The following is a 16,243-nucleotide window of genomic DNA, read 5'->3' as shown; positions in this document are numbered from 1 at the left end:
CCGCTCAGGGCACGAACTCGATCTCCGGGTGGCGTGGCGACGGCCCGGACCACAAGGGGCTGTCGCGGCGGCGCAGGTGCAGGTCGAAGAAGGCGGCCAGGTAGGCCCGCTGGGCCGAGACGGAACGGGCCGGGTCGATCGTGCCGATGTCGTTGGTCAGAGCGGCGACCACCGGGGCCGGGATCGGCAGCGCCCTGATCAACTGCCGGCCCAGCGGGGACAGGTCGGTGTAGGCCATGTGCCCGGAGTCGCGCAGGGACAGGTGCCGACGCCAGCCGCGCAGGTGCGACCAGAACTCCGCCCAGCTCTCGTCGTTGTCGCGTCCGTGGCCCTCGCTCGCCATCAGCAGGAACGGACGGTCGAGGCCGGTCCGGGCGACCTCCCCGAAGATGCTGCCGTCCAGGTCGACGCCGGCGTGGATCCGACGGTCCCGCGCCATCGTCTCGGCGGCCGTGGCGCCGCCGAACGAGTGCCCGAACATGCCGACCCTCGACAGATCGAGGGCCCCCCGGAAAGGCCGGCGGTGGTCTCCGGCGTTCAGCGCGGTGAGCGTGTCCAGCACGAACCGGGTGTCCTCGCAGCGGACCCGCAGGGCCAGCGCGTGGTCCTCGTCGGTCGGCTCGGCCGGCTGCCGGCTCGCTACGATGCGCCCGCCGGGGAACTCCACGAACTCGGCCTCGTGCGTGTGGTCGATGGTGACCACCACGTACCCTCGGCTCGCCAGGTCCTCGACGAGCGCGGTGCCGAGCGCGCGGAACGAGCCGTACCCCGGGGAGAAGAGCACCACGGGATGCGCTCGGCGGCGCGCCTCCACGGGTGCGTTCCGCCGGGCGTGGGTCACCGGGAAGTCGACGTCGTCCAGCGACGTCCGCAGACTCGCGGCGGCGTCCCGCCGGTACAGCTCCGTCGCCGCCGGGGGGAGCCAGGGGGCGCGCCGGGCGTCGGGGGCGTTCCGGGCCGGGTACCACAGGCTGATCATCAGCTCGCGGGGCGCGGCCGGTGATGTCCACGGATCCCGGCGGGAACGGTCGATGAGGTGCAGCGACGTCGTTCCGATGCGGTGCGTGCCGGTCGGTCTCGGCAGCCTCAGTCGAACGCGGCCCGCGCGATGCCCGGCCCGACGGTCCGCCGAGGCCGCCGGAGCCGTCGGGGCGGTGGCGAGCAGCAGGCCCGCCGTTCCCGCCGCGGTCAGGACCGATCGGCGGGTGAGGCCGGATGCCGGTGCGCTCATGTGATTCCTCATCGGGGTCGGTGATCAGGGACGACTCACCGAATGCTGACGCCGCGGGAGCGATCGGACCAGGGCGCGAACGCGATCTCAGGGTCCGATGGGGGACATCCCTGAGGTCAGGACGTTCATGGTGTCGCTCTCAGGTGCGATCCCCTCGGGGTTCGAGCGGGCGTCTCGCACGACGGGGAGGCGCTGGGCGGGTCCCTAGCAGGCGGGCGGAGCCTCGCCCAGGTGCTCCACGATGTTGCGTTCGATCGCCTCGGCGGTCCGCACGAAGCGCTCGACGGCCTCGGGCTCCAGCCCGATGGCGGAGATGCCCTCCAGCTCGGACCACATCTCCTCGATGCGTTCGCGCATCGCCCACCCCTTGTCGGTGAGCGAGACGCGCAGGACGCGGCGGTCCCGTTCGGTCGGCTCCCGGACGAGCAGGCCCGCCTCCTGCATGCGCTTGAGGGACTTGGAGACCGTCGAGTGGTCGAGGCCCACCGCGTCCAGCAGCTCGGACTGGGTCTGGCCGTCGCGCCGGTACAGGTGCATGAGCAGGATCTCCTGCCCGAGGTGCAGCCCCAGCTCGCGCAGCAGGCGGGCGGCGTAGGCCCGGTGGGCGCGGGCGAGAGTGAAGATCGCGTAGCTCAGCGGCCCACCGGCGGAGAAGGGCTCGGGCCGGGCCTGCGCGGGTCGCGGTGCGGGTGTCATCGAAAAAATCGTACAACCGGGAATCATGTGGCTGGCCACATAGTTAATGTGGCTAGCCACATGAAATCCGGGCGTGCCCAGAGCGGCGCCCCGGACGACCCGGAGGAGAGACCGGATGACCCCCAGCGCCACCGACCGCTTCGTTCTCGGCGGGATCGAGCTCGCCAACCGCATCGTGATGTCGCCCATGACCCGCAGCCGCGCCTACGGCCCGGACGCGTCACCGACCGCCCTGACCGCCGCCTACTACGCCCAGCGCGCCTCCGCCGGGCTCATCGTCACCGAGGGCACCCAGCCCAGCGTGGTCGGCCAGGGCTACCCCGACACCCCCGGCCTGCACACCGACACCCAGGTACGGGCCTGGCGGCGGGTCACCGACGCCGTCCACGCCGAGGGCGGCGTGATCTTCGCGCAGCTCATGCACTCCGGCCGGATCGGCCACCCCTCCCTCCTGCCCGACGGGCTGATCCCGGTCGGACCCTCGCCCGTCCGACCGACCAGCGGAACGCCGTTCACCCACGACGGACCGCAGGAGTACGTCACGCCCCACGAGCTGACCGACGAGGAGATCGGACGAACGGTCGCCGACTTCGCGAACGCGGCCCGCAACGCCGTCGCGGCCGGCTTCGACGGCGTGGAGATCCACGGCGCGAACGGCTACCTCATCCACCAGTTCCTGTCCGACAACGCCAACCTGCGGACCGACCGCTGGGGCGGCTCGCCCGAGAACCGCGTCCGCCTGGGCGTCGAGGTGGCCGCCGCCGTCGCGGACGCCATCGGCGGCCACCGCGTCGGGTTCCGCATCTCGCCCGGGAACCCCTACAACGACATCACCGAAGTGCGGCCCGCCGAGGTGTACGAGGCGCTGCTGGAGCGGCTCAACCCGTTGTCCCTGGCGTACCTGCACGTCGGCGAGGGGCCCCTCCACGACCTGACCCCACGGCTGCGCAAGCTGTGGACGTCGGCGTTCGTCCTCAACCCGTACACGCACCCCGCCCCCACCGGACCGGAGAGCCTGCGCCTCATCGAGGACGGCGCCGCCGACCTGATCGCGTTCGGCGCGCTGTTCCTCGCCAACCCCGACCTCCCGCGCCGCCTCCGGCGGGGCGGCCCCTACAACACCCCCGATCCCGCCACCTTCTTCGGCGGTGACGAGCGCGGCTACACCGACTACCCGACCCTGGACTGACGTGGGCGACGGCCCGTGACCGGTTCCTCGGGGAGATCGGGTGCGCCGTTCACGGGCCGTTCCGGGAGCGACGACCGGGGCGTGCGAGTCTGGGACCTCGGCGATCGGCGAGAGAGAGACCGCATGCACGAGGACGACACCGGGGCACGGGTGGCCGTGCCCCACCGGGTGCGGCGGGTGGTCTCGCTGGTGCCGTCGTTGACCGAGACCGTCGCCGCCACCGAGCCCGGCCTGCTCGTGGGCGCGACCGACTGGTGCAGCCATCCCGAGGGGCTGGACGTCGTCCGCGTGCGCGGCACCAAGAACCCCGACGTGGACCTGGTCCGCGACCTCCGGCCCGACCTCGTCCTCGCCAACGCGGAGGAGAACCGCGCCTGCGACCTGGACGCGCTGCGCGAGGCGGGGGTGCCGGTCTGGGTGACCGACATCCGCACCGTCGACCGGGCGCTGTCGTCGCTGCGCCGCCTGCTCACCGAGGCGTGCGGACTGCCCGTGCCCGGCTGGCTGGTCGACGCCGCCGACGCCTGGGCGTCCGCGCCCCCGCCGGAACGGACCCGGAACGCCGTCGTCCCGATCTGGCGGCGGCCGTGGATGGTGGTGGGCGGCGACACCTTCGCGGGCGACGTCCTGGCGCGTCTCGGCGTCGTCAACCTGTACGCCGGTCACGCCGACCGCTATCCGAAGGCCCCGCTGGACGAGTTGGTCGGGGCCGCCCCCGATCTGGTCGTCCTGCCGGACGAGCCCTACCGCTTCACCGCCGACGACGGCCCCGAGAGCTTCCCCGGCATCCCGTGCGCCCTGGTGTGCGGACGCCACTTGACCTGGTACGGCCCGTCGCTCGTCACCGCGCCCGAGGTCCTCCGCAGGCAGCTCGCCGAGGAGGCCCCTAGGCGCGGGCCTTCATCACCTGGGTCACGGCCGTCGCGCTGAGCACCCCTCGGTACACGCGGACGTCGTCGACCGCGCCGTGCCAGGCGTCGACGGGCCTGCCGTGCTGCATCGCCCCGCCGAGCTCGAGGCCGCCCTTGGCCCGCCGCAGGGCATGGGTCCGGGAGGTGCCCACCAGTTGGCCGTTCACGTACAGCCGGAGCCGCCGGGTGCCCGCGTCGTACACGCCGGCCAGGTGCGTCCACACGCCGCGCTCGGGCGCGGAGGCCGACAGCGCCTGGCCCGAGAGCCAGCCGTCCTCCTCGCTGGGGGTCATGAACCCCCACCGGTCCACCTCGCGGTTGTGGCCCAGCAGGAACACGTCGAAGGGACCGTCGTGCTGGCTGGCGACGATGGACCAGTCGCTGACCCGGTCCAGCCGGGCCCAGACGGTCAGCGAGAAGCTCTCGGCCGTGTTCACGACGGGCTCGGCGGTCAGCACGCGCCCCACCCCGTCGAGCACGATGGCGTCGACGCCGGAGCGGCTCTCCCGGCGTACGCCGTCGTCGAGCCGCAGCGCGGACGTGCCGGCCTCGGGGCGTTCCGAGGACGGGTCCCGGTCGTCGAAGCGCCACCACGCGGCCGGCTTCTCGGGGGAGGCGACGATCCGTTCCGGAGGGGAGGTGACCGCCACGGGCCCGGAGCCGTTCCCGCCGGGCCCGCTCGCGGGGTCCTTCAGCCACCAGCCGGTCGCCACGCCCAGCGAGAACACCAGGACCAGGGCGGTCAGGCCCCGGATCGACGGCGGCCGACGCCACGGGGACCGGACGGGCCGCGGCTCCGCCGGAACGGCGATCACGGGGGCGCCGACCGTGGTCTCCCGGGGCGTCTCGGATCGCGGAACGGGGTGGGCCGTCTCGCCCGCGGGGCCGGTGTCCGTGACCTCGGGGTCGACGACGACGGGCTCGGGCTCGGGGTCGGGCTGCGGGCCCTGCTCGGGCACGGTCTCGGCGGAGGCGGCCAGCCGGCGGCGGGTCTCCACCCAGGCGGCGGTCTGCTCCTCGTCGCACCCGCAGGCCCGGACGAACGCGACGACGAGGTCCTCGCGGGGCAGCTTGTCGCGCCCGAGCGCACTGGCGAGGGTGCTGTGCGGCAGGGAGTGCCCCGCGGACTCGGCGCGCCGCTCCACCTGCCGGTAGGTCAGACCCGCCCAGGCGCGCAGCGCCCGGAGCCGGCCGACGTACTCGGCCGCGGTGGTCGCCACCTGCGGCTGGGGCGGGGAGGAGGTCTCGGTCACGCCATTCCCTGCCTTGTACTGGACTGTCCCGAACAGCATTTTGACTTATGCGGGGATCCAGGTTCCCACCAACATGTGGGCAGGCGCGATCGATACGGAGGTACTCCCCTCCACTTCCGGGTCTCGCGTCGATCCGCCCTGCCCCGGTGACGGCTCGAACGGGAGTGCCGTCACCGGGGCGGGCGCGTGACGCGGACCTCAGTCGGTGTTGAGGCCCCAGCGGTTGCGCAGGGCGCGGTCGGCGGCCCCGAAGGCCAGGTCGACCAGCACGCCGATGCACAGGATGACGATCATCGTGGCGATCAGCCCCGGCGCGTCGTTGACGTCCCGGTCGCTGCCGAGCTGGGCGCCCAGCGAGGCCCGCCCGAAGTTCACGATCAGCTCACCGGCCATCAGGCTGCGCCAGGCGAACGCCCAGCCCTGCTTGAGCCCGGTGACGAAGGCCGGCAGCGTGGCCGGCAGCAGCAGGTGCCGGTAGTAGTTCACCCCGCGCAGGCCCATGACCTTGCCGGCCCGCAGCAGGATCGGCGGCGTGTAGTCGACCCCCGAGATCAGGCCGTTGGCGATCGACGGCGCCGCCCCCAGCACCACGACGAACATGATGGCCTGCTCGGTGGTCCCGTACAGCAGGACCGCGAACGGCAGCCAGACGATGGACGGCAGCGTCTGCAGGCCCGTGATCAGGGAGCCGATGGCCGCCCGCAGCACCCGGAACTGGGCGACGGCGGCACCGATGAGCCCGCCGACGACCACCGAGATCGCGAACCCGATCAGGGCCCGCTGCATGGTCGTGGCGAAGGTCTCCGCCATGCTGCCGTCCTGGACGCGGTCCCACAGCTTGGGGAAGACCTCGCCGGGGCCGGGGAAGACGTACTCGGGCTTCCACTCCGCCCAGACCAGCGCCTGCCAGATCCCCAGGGCCAGCGCCAGGGCGCCGAGCTTGGGCCAGGTGGAGGACCAGACGCGGGTCCTCCGGTCGCGCCGGGTGTTGCCGGCCAGTTCCAGCGCGTCCAGCCCGGCGAGCTGCCGGTCCAGGTCGGGACGGGCCTTGGCGACGTCAGGAGCCATGGCGGCTCACCTCCGCGCGGAGCCGGTCGGTGATGGTCGCCGCCAGCGTGCTGACCTCGGTGGAGTCGATGCGCCGAGGGCGCGGCATCGGGACCTCGAACTCCTCGACGACCCGGCCGGGACGGCTGCTCAGCAGCACCACCCGGTCACCCAGCCGCACCGCCTCGCGCACGTTGTGGGTGACGAACAGCACGGTCAGGCCGCGCTCCCGCCAGATCCGCTCGATCTCGTCGTGCAGCAGGTCCCGGGTCATGGCGTCGAGGGCGCCGAACGGCTCGTCCATCAGCAGCAGGGTGCCGCGGCCCGAGTCGGTCTCGTCCACGGTGAGGGCCAGGGCGCGGGCCAGCGCGACCCGCTGGCGCATGCCGCCGGACAACTGGTGGGGGCGCTTCTTGGCGAAGCCCTCCAGGTGCACCAGGCCGAGCAGCTCGGCGGCGCGGGACCGGCGCTCGGACCGGGGCACGCCGCGCATCTTCAGGGCGAGTTCGATGTTGCCCGTGACGGTCTGCCAGGGGAACAGGGCGGGTTCCTGGAACATCAGCGCGACCCGGGCGTCCCCCGTGTCGATGGTCCCGGCGCTGGGACGGTCCAATGCGGAGACGAGGTTGAGCAGGGTGCTCTTGCCGCAGCCGGACGCGCCGAGCAGGCACACGAACTCGCCCGGTGCGACGTCGAGGGAGACCTTGTCCAGGGCGAGCAGCGCGCCCGCCCCGGAGCCGAACGCCTTGGAGACCCCGTCGAGCCGGACCGCCGCGGCGGTCCGGCTCTGGGCGGCCTGGGTGGTGGCCTGAGTCATGACGCCTTGACCTGTGCCTTTCCTTGTGAGGAGAGGAGCTGGTTGAGGGTGGTGAGGTCGTAGATCCCGGTGAGGTCGACCGGCTCCAGCAGGCCGACGTCCTGGGCGTGCTTGGCGCCCTCCAGAAGGCTTGAGGAGATGGGGTCGTTGGTGAAGGTGACGTTCTTGAACGTGGCGTCCAGCACGTTCGGCTTGAGCTTCTTGCCGGTCAGCTCGCCGAGCTGCTCGTTGGCGGCCTGAGCGGCGGCCGTCTTGTTGGCGTTGATGTACTCGGTGGCCTCGACGTGGGCCGTGAGCAGCTTGCGGACGACGTCGGGGTTCTCGTCGGCGAAGTCCTTGCGGACGACGAGGTGGGTGATGACGAACTGTCCGTTCGGCCACAGGGTCTTCTCGTCCAGCAGGACCTTGCCCTTGCTCTCCAGCACGAGGCGGCTGACGAAGGGCTCGGGCACCCACGCGCCGTCGATCTGGCCGCTGGCGAAGGTCTGCAGGGTGACGGAGTTCTCCTGCGGGATGATCTTGACGTCGCCGCCGCCGGACAGGTCGGTCGTGAGGCCCTTGCTCTTGAGGTGGTGGCGCAGCGCCACGTCCTGGGTGTTGCCCTTCTGCGGGGTGGCGATCTTCTTGCCCTTGAGGTCGTCGAGGGAGTCGATGCCCGGCCGGACGACCAGGGCGACGCCGCCCGAGGCCGCGCCCGCGATGATCTTGATGGCCTTGCCCTTGGACTTGGCCCAGGCGTTGATCGCGGGGTTCGGGCCGACGTAGGTCGCGTCGACGCCCTTGGCGAAGAGGCTCTCCACGGCGGCCGGGCCGGCGTTGAAGGTCTTCACCTCGGGCTTGACGCCCAGGTGCTTGGCGTAGATGCCGTTCTTGACGCCGACCAGGGCGGTGGCGTGCGTGATGTTCGGGAAGAAGCCGAGCTTCAGGGCGCCGCCCCCGCCGGAGCCGTCGTCGCCACCACAGGCCGTGAGGGCCCCGGTGCCGGCGAAGAGGACCAGAACCGCGGCGGCGTGGCGCCGCTTCAGCGTGCGTAGCATTGGCTATTTTCCCTACTAATCATGTCGGTTTGCGAGTAGTAGTAGACAATACAGGTAGGGATTTGGTCAAGTCGCTTGCGCAGCACGGATCGGTCACAGTGATTTGATCGTCTTCGTCCCGAATCCTCCGCAGCGGCATGCCAGTCGGGTCCCTCCCCGCGCACGGCGGGGCGGCCCCGGCTAGGCTCAAGGGCGGACCAGCTCAGCCGTGACCACAGGGAGTGATCCGTGTCCTCGATCGAGGCCGTATTCGCTCGGGAGATCCTCGACTCCCGCGGAAACCCCACCGTCGAGGTCGAGGTGCTCCTCGACGACGGAACCGAGGCCCGGGCCGCGGTGCCCTCCGGCGCCTCCACCGGCCGGTTCGAGGCCGTGGAGCTGCGCGACGGCGGTGAGCGGTACGGCGGCAAGGGTGTGGAGAAGGCCGTCAAGGCCGTCAACAACGAGATCGACGAGGCCCTCGTCGGCTTCCTCGCCAGCGACCAGCGGCTGCTCGACCAGGCCCTGATCGACCTCGACGGCACCCCCGACAAGTCCAAGCTCGGCGCCAACGCCCTGCTGGGCGTGTCGCTGGCGGTCGCCAAGGCCGCCGCCTCCTCCGCCGACCTGCCGCTGTTCCGCTACGTCGGCGGGCCCAACGCGCACCTGCTGCCGGTGCCGATGATGAACATCCTCAACGGCGGCGCCCACGCCGACACCAGCGTGGACATCCAGGAGTTCATGATCGCCCCGATCGGCGCGCCGACCTTCCGGGACGCGCTCCGCTGGGGCGCGGAGATCTACCACGCGCTCAAGGCCGTGCTCAAGGGCCGCGGCCTGGCCACCGGGCTGGGCGACGAGGGCGGCTTCGCCCCCGAGCTGCCCAGCAACCGCGAGGCCCTCGACCTGATCATGGAGGCGATCGGCCGGGCCGGGTTCGCCCCCGGCACCGACATCGCGCTCGCCCTCGACGTGGCCGCCACCGAGTTCCACGCCGACGGCGCGTACGCCTTCGAGGGCGGCAAGCGCAGCGCCGAGGAGATGGCCGCCTACTACGGCGAGCTGGTCGGCGCGTACCCGCTGGTCTCCATCGAGGACCCGCTGGACGAGGAGGACTGGGACGGCTGGCGCGCCCTCACCGGCGGGCTGGGCGACACGGTGCAGTTGGTCGGCGACGACCTGTTCGTCACCAACCCCGAACGGCTCCGCCGCGGCGTCGACACCGACACCGCCAACGCGCTGCTGGTCAAGGTCAACCAGATCGGCACCCTCACCGAGACCCTCGACGCGGTGACGCTGGCGCAGACCAACGGCTACCGCTGCATGATGAGCCACCGGTCCGGCGAGACCGAGGACACCACCATCGCCGACCTGGCGGTGGCCGCCAACTGCGGCCAGATCAAGACCGGCGCCCCCGCCCGCAGCGACCGGGTCGCCAAGTACAACCAGCTCCTGCGGATCGAGGAGCTGCTCGGCGACGCCGCCCGCTACGCCGGCGCCGAGGCGTTCCCGCGCTTCCGCTGGAACGGCTGACCGGCCCGCCGTGCCGGGCACCTCGCAGGGCGCACGGCCTGCCGGAGAGCCCTCCGGCAGGCCGTCCCGAGGCCATCTGACCAGCCGGGCGGCCATTCTGGCGCTGGTGGTGTGCGCCATCGCGCTGACGCTGGCCTATCCGGTGCGGGAGTACATCGCCCAGCGCCAGGAGATCGCCGAGCTGCGCCACCGGGAGCGCGTCGCCCAGCAGCAGGTGGAACGGCTCGAGGCGCACAAGCGGCGGCTGGCCGACGAGTCGTACATCAAGCGGGAGGCCCGGCGGCGGCTGCACTACTGCATGCCGGGCGAGAAGTGCTACGTCGTGCTCGACGGCGACGGCGCCGGTGAGCGGCCGGAGAGCGCCGGCCCGCCCCGCCGGCCCCCGTGGTACGAGACGCTCTGGCGGTCCGTCGAGGCCGCCGACGGCCGCTGACCGGCCGCCGACCGACCGAGACCCCGAGGACTGGAAGAGGACTGGAAGGCTTGACCGACCGACCCGACGAACCCGGCCCGCCCGATGAACCCGATGAACCCGACGAACCCGTCGGTCCGCGCGACCTGGCCGCCGTCGCCGAGCAGCTCGGGCGTCCGCCGCGCGGCGTGCGGGCGGTGGCGCACCGCTGCCCGTGCGGGCTGCCGGACGTGGTCGAGACCGCGCCCCGACTGCCCGACGGCGCCCCGTTCCCCACGCTCTTCTATCTGACCTGCCCCAAGGCGGCGTCGGCCATCGGCACGCTGGAGGCCGAGGGCGTGATGCGCCACATGCAGGAACGGCTCGCCGAGGACCCGGACCTGGCCGCCCGCTACCGCGCCGCGCACGAGGACTACCTGCGCCGCCGTGACGCCGCCGCGCGGGCCGAGGGTGTCGAGCCGCTCCCGCCGGGCACCCAGAGCGCGGGCGGCATGCCCGAGCGGGTCAAATGCCTGCACGCGCTGGTCGGCCACGAACTGGCCGTGCCCGGCGTCAACCCCTTCGGTCGGGAGGCCCTGGACGCGCTGCCCGACTGGTGGGCGTCCGGTCCCTGCGCACAGATCAACGAGGAGGTCGGATGACCCGGGTGGCGGCCGTGGACTGCGGGACGAACTCGGTCCGGTTGCTGATCGCCGACGTGCCGGACCCGGCCGACCCGGGCGACGGCCGGCTCACCGACCTGGAACGCCGGATGGAGATCGTTCGGCTCGGCCAGGGCGTGGACGAGACCGGCCGGCTGACCCCCGAGGCGCTGGAGCGCACGTTCACCGCCATGCGCGGGTACGCGACGCTCATCGAGCGGCACGGCGCCGAGCGGACCCGCGTGGTGGCCACCAGCGCCACCCGCGACGCCGCCAACCGGGCCGACTTCGTGGCCGGGGTGCTGGAGATCTTCGGTGTGGTGCCCGAGGTCATCACCGGGGACGAGGAGGCCGAGCTGTCGTTCCTCGGAGCCACCCGCGAGCTGGCGGAGCTGCGCCCGGCCCGGCCCTACCTGGTCGTCGACATCGGCGGCGGCTCCACGGAGTTCGTCGTGGGATCGGTCCACGCGGAGTCGGCGCGTTCGGTGAACATCGGCTGCGTGCGGATGACCGAGCGGCATCTGGGTGACACCGGCGGCGCCCCGCCCACCCCCGAGCAGGTCGCGGCGGCCGTCGCCGACATCGACGGCGCGCTGGCGACCGTCCGTGAGACCGTCCCGGTGGACGACGCGCGGACGCTGGTCGGCCTGGCCGGCTCGGTGACCACCGTCGCCGGGATGGCGCTGGGACTGGAGGAGTACGACCCCGCGCGCATCCACCTGTCGCGGATCACCGCCTCGCAGGTCCACGAGGTCGCCCGCGAGCTGCTGCGCGCCTCCCACGAGGAGCGGGCCGCGATCGGCGTCATGCATCCCGGCCGGGTCGACGTGATCGGCATGGGCGCGCTGATCCTCGACCGCATCATGCGCGAGTACGGGTTCGGGGCCGTGGTGGTCAGCGAGCACGACATCCTGGACGGGATCGCCTGGTCGCTGGCCTGACCCCGCCGGCCCCCGGGGTCAGCGTTTGAGCTCGGCCAACAGCGCCGGGATCAGCACCGCGTTCGGGTTCTGCTGCGGGATGTAGAGCGCGGGCGTGGCGGCGCCCGCCTGATGCAGCCAGACCCGGCCGTCCCGGATGGTGCCGCCGGCCAGCGCCCGCCAGTTGAGCGAGATCTGCCCGCCGCTCACGCCGCCCCGGTGGACGGCCAGGCCCTGGCCCACGTCGATCTGCTCGCCCGTCCGCACCCGGGCGGCCAACTCGCCCACGAGCCTCGGCTCCAGCATCCGGCGGGACATGTCGGCCAGCCGCGACCACAGGTCCTCCTGATCGAGGAGCACCTCCACCCGGGGACCGCCGTGGAACGGGTGCCGTCCCACCTGGAACACCCACTGCCCGGGCTGCGCCGGCCAGTAGGCCACCCACTCGACGTGCGCCCAGGGCATCGAGCCGTTGCCGTAGCCGACGCCCTGCACGTCGGCGTGCAGCCAGAACCCGCGCACGTCCACCGCGATCGGCGTGGGCGGCGGCTGCGGCTGCGTCCGCGCGCTGTACGCCTCCGGCCCGTACGCCTGGCCGTAGGACATGTGCGGCTGCTGCTGCGACGGTCGGGGTTGGGGCTGCGGGGGCGGGGCGACCTGGTCGTGCAGGTGCTCCGTCCAGCGTTGACCGTCCCACCAGCGCAGTCGGCCGGTGCCGTGAGGGTCCGTGTACCAACCCGGCTGAGCCAACGTCGTACCTCCGAGCGCCCTATTTTGCTGGGCGCATCGTATCCGTCCAGGACGTCCAAGATTTGGCTCTTGCGTAGTACTCCGCGATGCGTAGTAGTCTGTAACGCATTATGGACACCACCCAGCTCCTCAAGGGAGTGCTCGATCTGGCGGTGCTGGCCGTCCTCGACCGCAGCGACAGCTACGGCTACGACGTCGTGCGGCGGCTCCGCGAGGCCGGGCTGGACGAGGTCGGCGACGCCTCGGTGTACGGCACCCTCCGCCGGCTGTTCAAGGCCGGCGCGCTCACGTCCTACGTGGTGCCCTCCGAGGAGGGCCCGCACCGCAAGTACTACGGCCTCAACGACACCGGCCGGGCCACTCTCGCCCGGTCCGCCAAGACCTGGGGCGCGTTCGCCCACACGATGAACGACCTGCTGGACGACGTCGAGAAGAGGAGCCGATGACCTCCCGGGACGAAGAGATCGCGCGGTACGCGGCCCAGGTCCGCGTCGCCCTCGCCGACCTGCCCGACGCCGACCGTCAGGAGCTGGAGGAGGACCTGGAGGACCACCTCGCCGAGATCGCCGAGGAGTCGAGCGAGCCGCTGACGACCCGGCTGGGCGCGCCCGCGTCCTACGCCGCCGAGCTGAGGGCCGCCTACGGGGCCGGGGGCGGCGGTGGCCGGCGTGCACGCAGGGTCCGGGGGACGGTCGACACCACCAAGCGGCTCCTCGACGAGAACCCCGGCCTGCAGAGGCTGTGGGCGTTCCTCCAGGAGTTCAGGTCGACCTGGTGGCTGGCGCGGGGATACCTACCGGCGCTGCTGATCTGGAACCTCGTCGACGGCTATTGGCACCTGGTGCCCAACGGCCCCGGGCAGGCGTTCCTGGCGCTCGCGTTCGTGCTGACGTCGGCGATCCTGGGGGTGCGCCACAAGGACCGGCCCGCCCGTCCCCGGATGCGCAACACGCTCGTCGCGGCCAACACCGTGGCGGTCCTGGGCCTCGGGATGTTCGCCCTGGGCGGTGTGTCGGTGCCCGCGTGGCCGACGTCCTCGGACTACGCGCCCGTTCCCTCGGAGGCGAACCACTACGACGGCGGCGCGCTCGACGGAGTGCACAACATCTATCCGTACTCCAAGGACGGCAAGCCGCTGAAGGACGTCCTGCTCTATGACCAGGACGGGCGTCCCCTCAACCTGCCCTTCGAGGAGGGCGGCTGGGCCTTGGCGCAGCCCTGCGGAGGTCCCCCGGCGATCTCCAACGCCTACCCGCTGCCGTTGCGCCAACCGGACTACGACGGGAGCGGTGAGCCCGGCTGCGTCCCGACGACGCCCACCCCCGAGCCCCGGCCCAGCGAGGACCCCACGGAGAGCCCCAGCGGGAGCCCGAGCCCTCGGGAGACCCCCTCGCCGTCCCCGTCGGACTGACCCCGGGGGCGTGGCAGGATCGGTCCGTGACCACCGCCAACGCCCCCTTCGTACCGCCGGGCTCCGGGTGGCCGGAGGACCCGGCGGCCCCGGACACGCCGGTCGCCCACACGCCCCTGGACGTCCAACGGCTCGCGGCGGGGGCGTCGACCCTGCACGAGGTGTGCGCCCGGCAGTCGGTGTGCCGGGCGTGCCCCCGCCTCGTCGAGTGGCGGGAACGGGTCGCGGTCGAGCGGCGACGGGCGTTCGCCGACGAGGAGTACTGGGGGAGGCCCGTCCCCGGATGGGGCGACGAGGAGCCCGGCATCCTGATCGTGGGGCTGGCCCCGGCCGCGCACGGCGGCAACCGCACCGGCCGCATCTTCACCGGCGACCGCAGCGGCGACTGGCTGTTCGCCTCCCTGCACCGCGTCGGCCTGGCCGCGCGGGCCACCAGCGTCCACGCCGGTGACGGTCAGCGCCTCCTCGGGGCCCGCGTCGCGGCCACCGTGCGGTGCGCCCCGCCCGACAACAAGCCGACCCCCGCCGAGCGCGCCGCCTGCCTGCCCTGGCTCGAACGCGAGGTCGCCGAGACCGTCCCCACCGTGCGGGTGATCGTGGCGCTGGGCGGGTACGCGTGGCAGGGCGCATGGCCGGCGATCAAGAAGGCGGGCTACGGCGTGCCGCGCCCCCGGCCGCCCTTCGGCCACGGCGCGGAGGTGACGCTGACGCCGCCCGCCGGAACGGCCCCCGACCGGGTCACCCTGCTGGGCTGCTACCACCCCAGCCAGCAGAACACCTTCACCGGCAGGGTCACCGAGGACATGCTCGACGCGGTCTTCACGCGGGCCCGCGACCTGGCGGGTCTCACCGCGGACGAGGGGGCCGGGCCAGGGCCGGTGCCCGGCGGCTCGTGAACCCCGTTCCGCCGGACGCCCCCGAGAGGCCCTGACCCGTGATGGCTCCCCCGTGCACAAGGTTCGATGCGCGTGGGACGGGCGGGGTTCGGACGGATCCGTGCTTTTTTCCGCCGCCCGGGTAACGGACCGGGTATGCCTGAACTGAGCACGTCACAGACCACACGGATCCTCGTCGTCGGCGGCGGCTACGTCGGCCTGTACACGGCCCTGCGCCTGCAACGGAGGATGCGCCGCCAGATCCGGCGCGGCGAGGTGCAGATCACCGTCGTCGACCCGCAGTCCTACATGACGTACCAGCCGTTCCTCCCCGAGGCGGCGGCCGGGAACCTGGAGCCGCGCCACGTCGTGGTGCCGCTGCGGCGGGTCCTGAACCGCTGCACGATCCTCAACGGCCGCGTCACCCGCATCGACCACGCCGTCCGGCGGGCCACGGTGCGTCTGGTCGGCGCCGAACAGGCCGAGGACGGCGAACGACAGGTGCCGTACGACAAGATCGTGGTGGCCGCCGGCTCCATCTCCCGGACCTTCCCCATCCCGGGCCTGGCCGACCTCGGCGTCGGCTTCAAGACCCTGGGCGAGGCCATCTACCTGCGCAACCACGTCCTCGGGCAGATGGATATCGCGGCCTCCATGGCGAACGAGCCGAAGGCCCGCCGCCGGGCCCTCACGTTCGTGTTCGTCGGCGGCGGGTTCGCCGGCGTGGAGGCGTTGGCCGAGTTGGAGGACATGGCCCGCGACGCCTGCAAGTGGTACCCCACCATCGACCCCGGCGACATGCGCTGGATCCTCGTCGAGGCCACCGGGCGCATCCTGCCCGAGGTCGGCGAGGAGATGGGCCGCTGGACCGTCGAGGCGCTCCGCCGCCGCGGCATCGAGGTCCGGCTGAACACCCAGCTCAAGTCGGCCGAGAACTGCCACATCGTGCTCAGCGACGGCGACGAGTTCGACGCGGGCACCCTGGCGTGGACGGCCGGCGTCAAGGCCAACCCGATGGTCGCCGACACCGATCTGCCGGTGGACGACAAGGGCCGGCTGAAGGCCACCGCCGAGCTCACCGTCGAGGGTGTCGAGGACGCCTACACCGCCGGCGACGTGGCGGCCGTGCCCGATCTCACCGACCCCGGCCGGTACTGCGCGCCCAACGCCCAGCACGCCGTCCGACAGGCCGCCCGTCTCGGCGACAACATCGTCGCCGACCTGCGCGGCAGGGCCCGGACGCCGTACCGGCACGCCTACATCGGCTCGGTGGCCGGCCTCGGGCTGCACAAGGGTGTGGCGAACCTCTACGGGATCAAGATCAAGGGATGGCCCGCCTGGCTCATCCACCGGACATACCATCTGTCTCGGGTCCCGACGTTCAACCGGAAGGCCCGGGTGACGGCGGACTGGACGCTCGCGATGTTCTTCCGACGTGAGATCGTCTCGATGGGCGAGATGTATCACGCGCGGCAGGAGTTCGAGGTGGCCGCCGGCCGGCGCGAGCCGGCCCGGACCCGATGACACCGATGACTGGGGGG

At 72.6% G+C, this 16,243-nt stretch carries 17 protein-coding genes; 10 read left to right on the top strand and 7 right to left on the bottom strand.

Annotation, left to right across the window (positions count from 1 at the left end; all coding sequences use genetic code 11):
- Positions 1 to 4 precede the first annotated feature (4 nt).
- Together DFJ69_RS07630 and DFJ69_RS07625 are read right to left on the bottom strand one after the other, a co-directional pair.
- Positions 5 to 1,231, bottom strand: coding sequence for an alpha/beta hydrolase family protein (locus tag DFJ69_RS07630; RefSeq protein WP_116021826.1), 1,227 nt, complete (start codon positions 1,229 to 1,231; stop codon positions 5 to 7).
- Between the two features lie 204 nt (positions 1,232 to 1,435).
- Positions 1,436 to 1,927: a MarR family winged helix-turn-helix transcriptional regulator gene (locus tag DFJ69_RS07625; protein ID WP_116021825.1), complete on the bottom strand. Its 492-nt coding sequence runs from the start codon at positions 1,925 to 1,927 to the stop codon at positions 1,436 to 1,438.
- A gap of 115 nt (positions 1,928 to 2,042) precedes the next feature.
- On the opposite strand from DFJ69_RS07625, the gene DFJ69_RS07620 reads away from it, so the two are divergent.
- On the top strand, positions 2,043 to 3,116 hold the full coding sequence (locus DFJ69_RS07620; protein ID WP_116021824.1) for an alkene reductase: 1,074 nt from the start codon (positions 2,043 to 2,045) through the stop codon (positions 3,114 to 3,116).
- 123 nt (positions 3,117 to 3,239) lie between these two features.
- Entirely contained in the window at positions 3,240 to 4,046 is an 807-nt protein-coding gene (locus tag DFJ69_RS07615; protein WP_116021823.1) for a helical backbone metal receptor, read from the top strand.
- Here DFJ69_RS07615 and DFJ69_RS07610 read toward each other — a convergent pair.
- The 4 genes from DFJ69_RS07610 to DFJ69_RS07595 form a co-directional block, all read right to left on the bottom strand.
- Entirely contained in the window at positions 4,003 to 5,280 is a 1,278-nt protein-coding gene (locus tag DFJ69_RS07610) for a LamG-like jellyroll fold domain-containing protein (protein WP_170177566.1), read from the bottom strand. The genes DFJ69_RS07615 and DFJ69_RS07610 overlap by 44 nt on opposite strands.
- 198 nt (positions 5,281 to 5,478) lie before the next feature.
- Entirely contained in the window at positions 5,479 to 6,348 is an 870-nt protein-coding gene (locus tag DFJ69_RS07605) for an ABC transporter permease (RefSeq protein ID WP_116021821.1), read from the bottom strand.
- Positions 6,338 to 7,144 (bottom strand): ABC transporter ATP-binding protein, encoded by an 807-nt coding sequence (locus DFJ69_RS07600; protein WP_116021820.1) that lies wholly within the window; start codon positions 7,142 to 7,144, stop codon positions 6,338 to 6,340. Before DFJ69_RS07600 ends, DFJ69_RS07605 begins: the two co-directional genes overlap by 11 nt.
- Complete coding sequence (locus DFJ69_RS07595; RefSeq protein WP_116021819.1) at positions 7,141 to 8,181, bottom strand: ABC transporter substrate-binding protein; 1,041 nt, start codon at positions 8,179 to 8,181, stop codon at positions 7,141 to 7,143. Before DFJ69_RS07595 ends, DFJ69_RS07600 begins: the two co-directional genes overlap by 4 nt.
- Before the next feature lie 228 nt (positions 8,182 to 8,409).
- On the opposite strand from DFJ69_RS07595, the gene eno reads away from it, so the two are divergent.
- The 4 genes from eno to DFJ69_RS07575 are packed head-to-tail and all read left to right on the top strand — an operon-like array spanning position 8,410 to position 11,687.
- Positions 8,410 to 9,693, top strand: a complete 1,284-nt coding sequence (eno, locus tag DFJ69_RS07590; protein ID WP_116021818.1) for a phosphopyruvate hydratase — start codon at positions 8,410 to 8,412, stop codon at positions 9,691 to 9,693.
- Positions 9,694 to 9,703: 10 nt separating this feature from the next.
- Positions 9,704 to 10,126, top strand: coding sequence for an FtsB family cell division protein (locus DFJ69_RS07585; RefSeq protein WP_245974129.1), 423 nt, complete (start codon positions 9,704 to 9,706; stop codon positions 10,124 to 10,126).
- Between the two features lie 50 nt (positions 10,127 to 10,176).
- A complete protein-coding gene (locus tag DFJ69_RS07580; RefSeq protein ID WP_211328539.1) occupies positions 10,177 to 10,746 on the top strand; it encodes a DUF501 domain-containing protein in 570 nt (189 codons plus the stop codon).
- A complete protein-coding gene (locus DFJ69_RS07575; RefSeq protein ID WP_116021817.1) occupies positions 10,743 to 11,687 on the top strand; it encodes a Ppx/GppA phosphatase family protein in 945 nt (314 codons plus the stop codon). Before DFJ69_RS07580 ends, DFJ69_RS07575 begins: the two co-directional genes overlap by 4 nt.
- 18 nt (positions 11,688 to 11,705) lie before the next feature.
- On the opposite strand, the gene DFJ69_RS07570 is transcribed toward DFJ69_RS07575, so the two are convergent.
- On the bottom strand, positions 11,706 to 12,416 hold the full coding sequence (locus tag DFJ69_RS07570) for a DUF2510 domain-containing protein (RefSeq protein ID WP_116021816.1): 711 nt from the start codon (positions 12,414 to 12,416) through the stop codon (positions 11,706 to 11,708).
- Between the two features lie 110 nt (positions 12,417 to 12,526).
- Here DFJ69_RS07570 and DFJ69_RS07565 point away from each other — a divergent pair, with 110 nt between their 5' ends.
- The 4 genes from DFJ69_RS07565 (at position 12,527) to DFJ69_RS07550 (ending at position 16,226) form a co-directional block, all read left to right on the top strand.
- A complete protein-coding gene (locus DFJ69_RS07565) occupies positions 12,527 to 12,862 on the top strand; it encodes a PadR family transcriptional regulator (RefSeq protein WP_116021815.1) in 336 nt (111 codons plus the stop codon).
- Entirely contained in the window at positions 12,859 to 13,827 is a 969-nt protein-coding gene (locus tag DFJ69_RS07560) for an HAAS signaling domain-containing protein (RefSeq protein WP_116021814.1), read from the top strand. The genes DFJ69_RS07565 and DFJ69_RS07560 overlap by 4 nt, the downstream gene beginning before the upstream one ends.
- Positions 13,828 to 13,853: 26 nt before the next feature.
- Entirely contained in the window at positions 13,854 to 14,723 is an 870-nt protein-coding gene (locus DFJ69_RS07555) for a uracil-DNA glycosylase (protein WP_116021813.1), read from the top strand.
- 135 nt (positions 14,724 to 14,858) lie between these two features.
- On the top strand, positions 14,859 to 16,226 hold the full coding sequence (locus DFJ69_RS07550; protein WP_116021812.1) for an NAD(P)/FAD-dependent oxidoreductase: 1,368 nt from the start codon (positions 14,859 to 14,861) through the stop codon (positions 16,224 to 16,226).
- The last annotated feature ends 17 nt before the right edge of the window (positions 16,227 to 16,243 follow it).

Source organism: Thermomonospora umbrina (genome assembly GCF_003386555.1).
In the GTDB taxonomy this organism is placed as follows: domain Bacteria; phylum Actinomycetota; class Actinomycetes; order Streptosporangiales; family Streptosporangiaceae; genus Thermomonospora; species Thermomonospora umbrina.
This window is presented reverse-complemented; position numbering and strand designations above follow the sequence as displayed.

Excerpts from the sequence above, each read along its gene's own strand:
- DFJ69_RS07560 (WP_116021814.1), top strand. The coding sequence starts at position 12,859 with ATGACCTCCCGGGACGAAGAGATCGCGCGGTACGCGGCCCAGGTCCGC.
- DFJ69_RS07630 (WP_116021826.1), bottom strand. The coding sequence starts at position 1,231 with ATGAGCGCACCGGCATCCGGCCTCACCCGCCGATCGGTCCTGACCGCG.
- DFJ69_RS07615 (WP_116021823.1), top strand. The coding sequence starts at position 3,240 with ATGCACGAGGACGACACCGGGGCACGGGTGGCCGTGCCCCACCGGGTG.
- DFJ69_RS07605 (WP_116021821.1), bottom strand. The coding sequence starts at position 6,348 with ATGGCTCCTGACGTCGCCAAGGCCCGTCCCGACCTGGACCGGCAGCTC.
- DFJ69_RS07600 (WP_116021820.1), bottom strand. The coding sequence starts at position 7,144 with ATGACTCAGGCCACCACCCAGGCCGCCCAGAGCCGGACCGCCGCGGCG.
- DFJ69_RS07575 (WP_116021817.1), top strand. The coding sequence starts at position 10,743 with ATGACCCGGGTGGCGGCCGTGGACTGCGGGACGAACTCGGTCCGGTTG.
- DFJ69_RS07625 (WP_116021825.1), bottom strand. The coding sequence starts at position 1,927 with ATGACACCCGCACCGCGACCCGCGCAGGCCCGGCCCGAGCCCTTCTCC.
- DFJ69_RS07620 (WP_116021824.1), top strand. The coding sequence starts at position 2,043 with ATGACCCCCAGCGCCACCGACCGCTTCGTTCTCGGCGGGATCGAGCTC.
- DFJ69_RS07565 (WP_116021815.1), top strand. The coding sequence starts at position 12,527 with ATGGACACCACCCAGCTCCTCAAGGGAGTGCTCGATCTGGCGGTGCTG.
- DFJ69_RS07550 (WP_116021812.1), top strand. The coding sequence starts at position 14,859 with ATGCCTGAACTGAGCACGTCACAGACCACACGGATCCTCGTCGTCGGC.
- DFJ69_RS07595 (WP_116021819.1), bottom strand. The coding sequence starts at position 8,181 with ATGCTACGCACGCTGAAGCGGCGCCACGCCGCCGCGGTTCTGGTCCTC.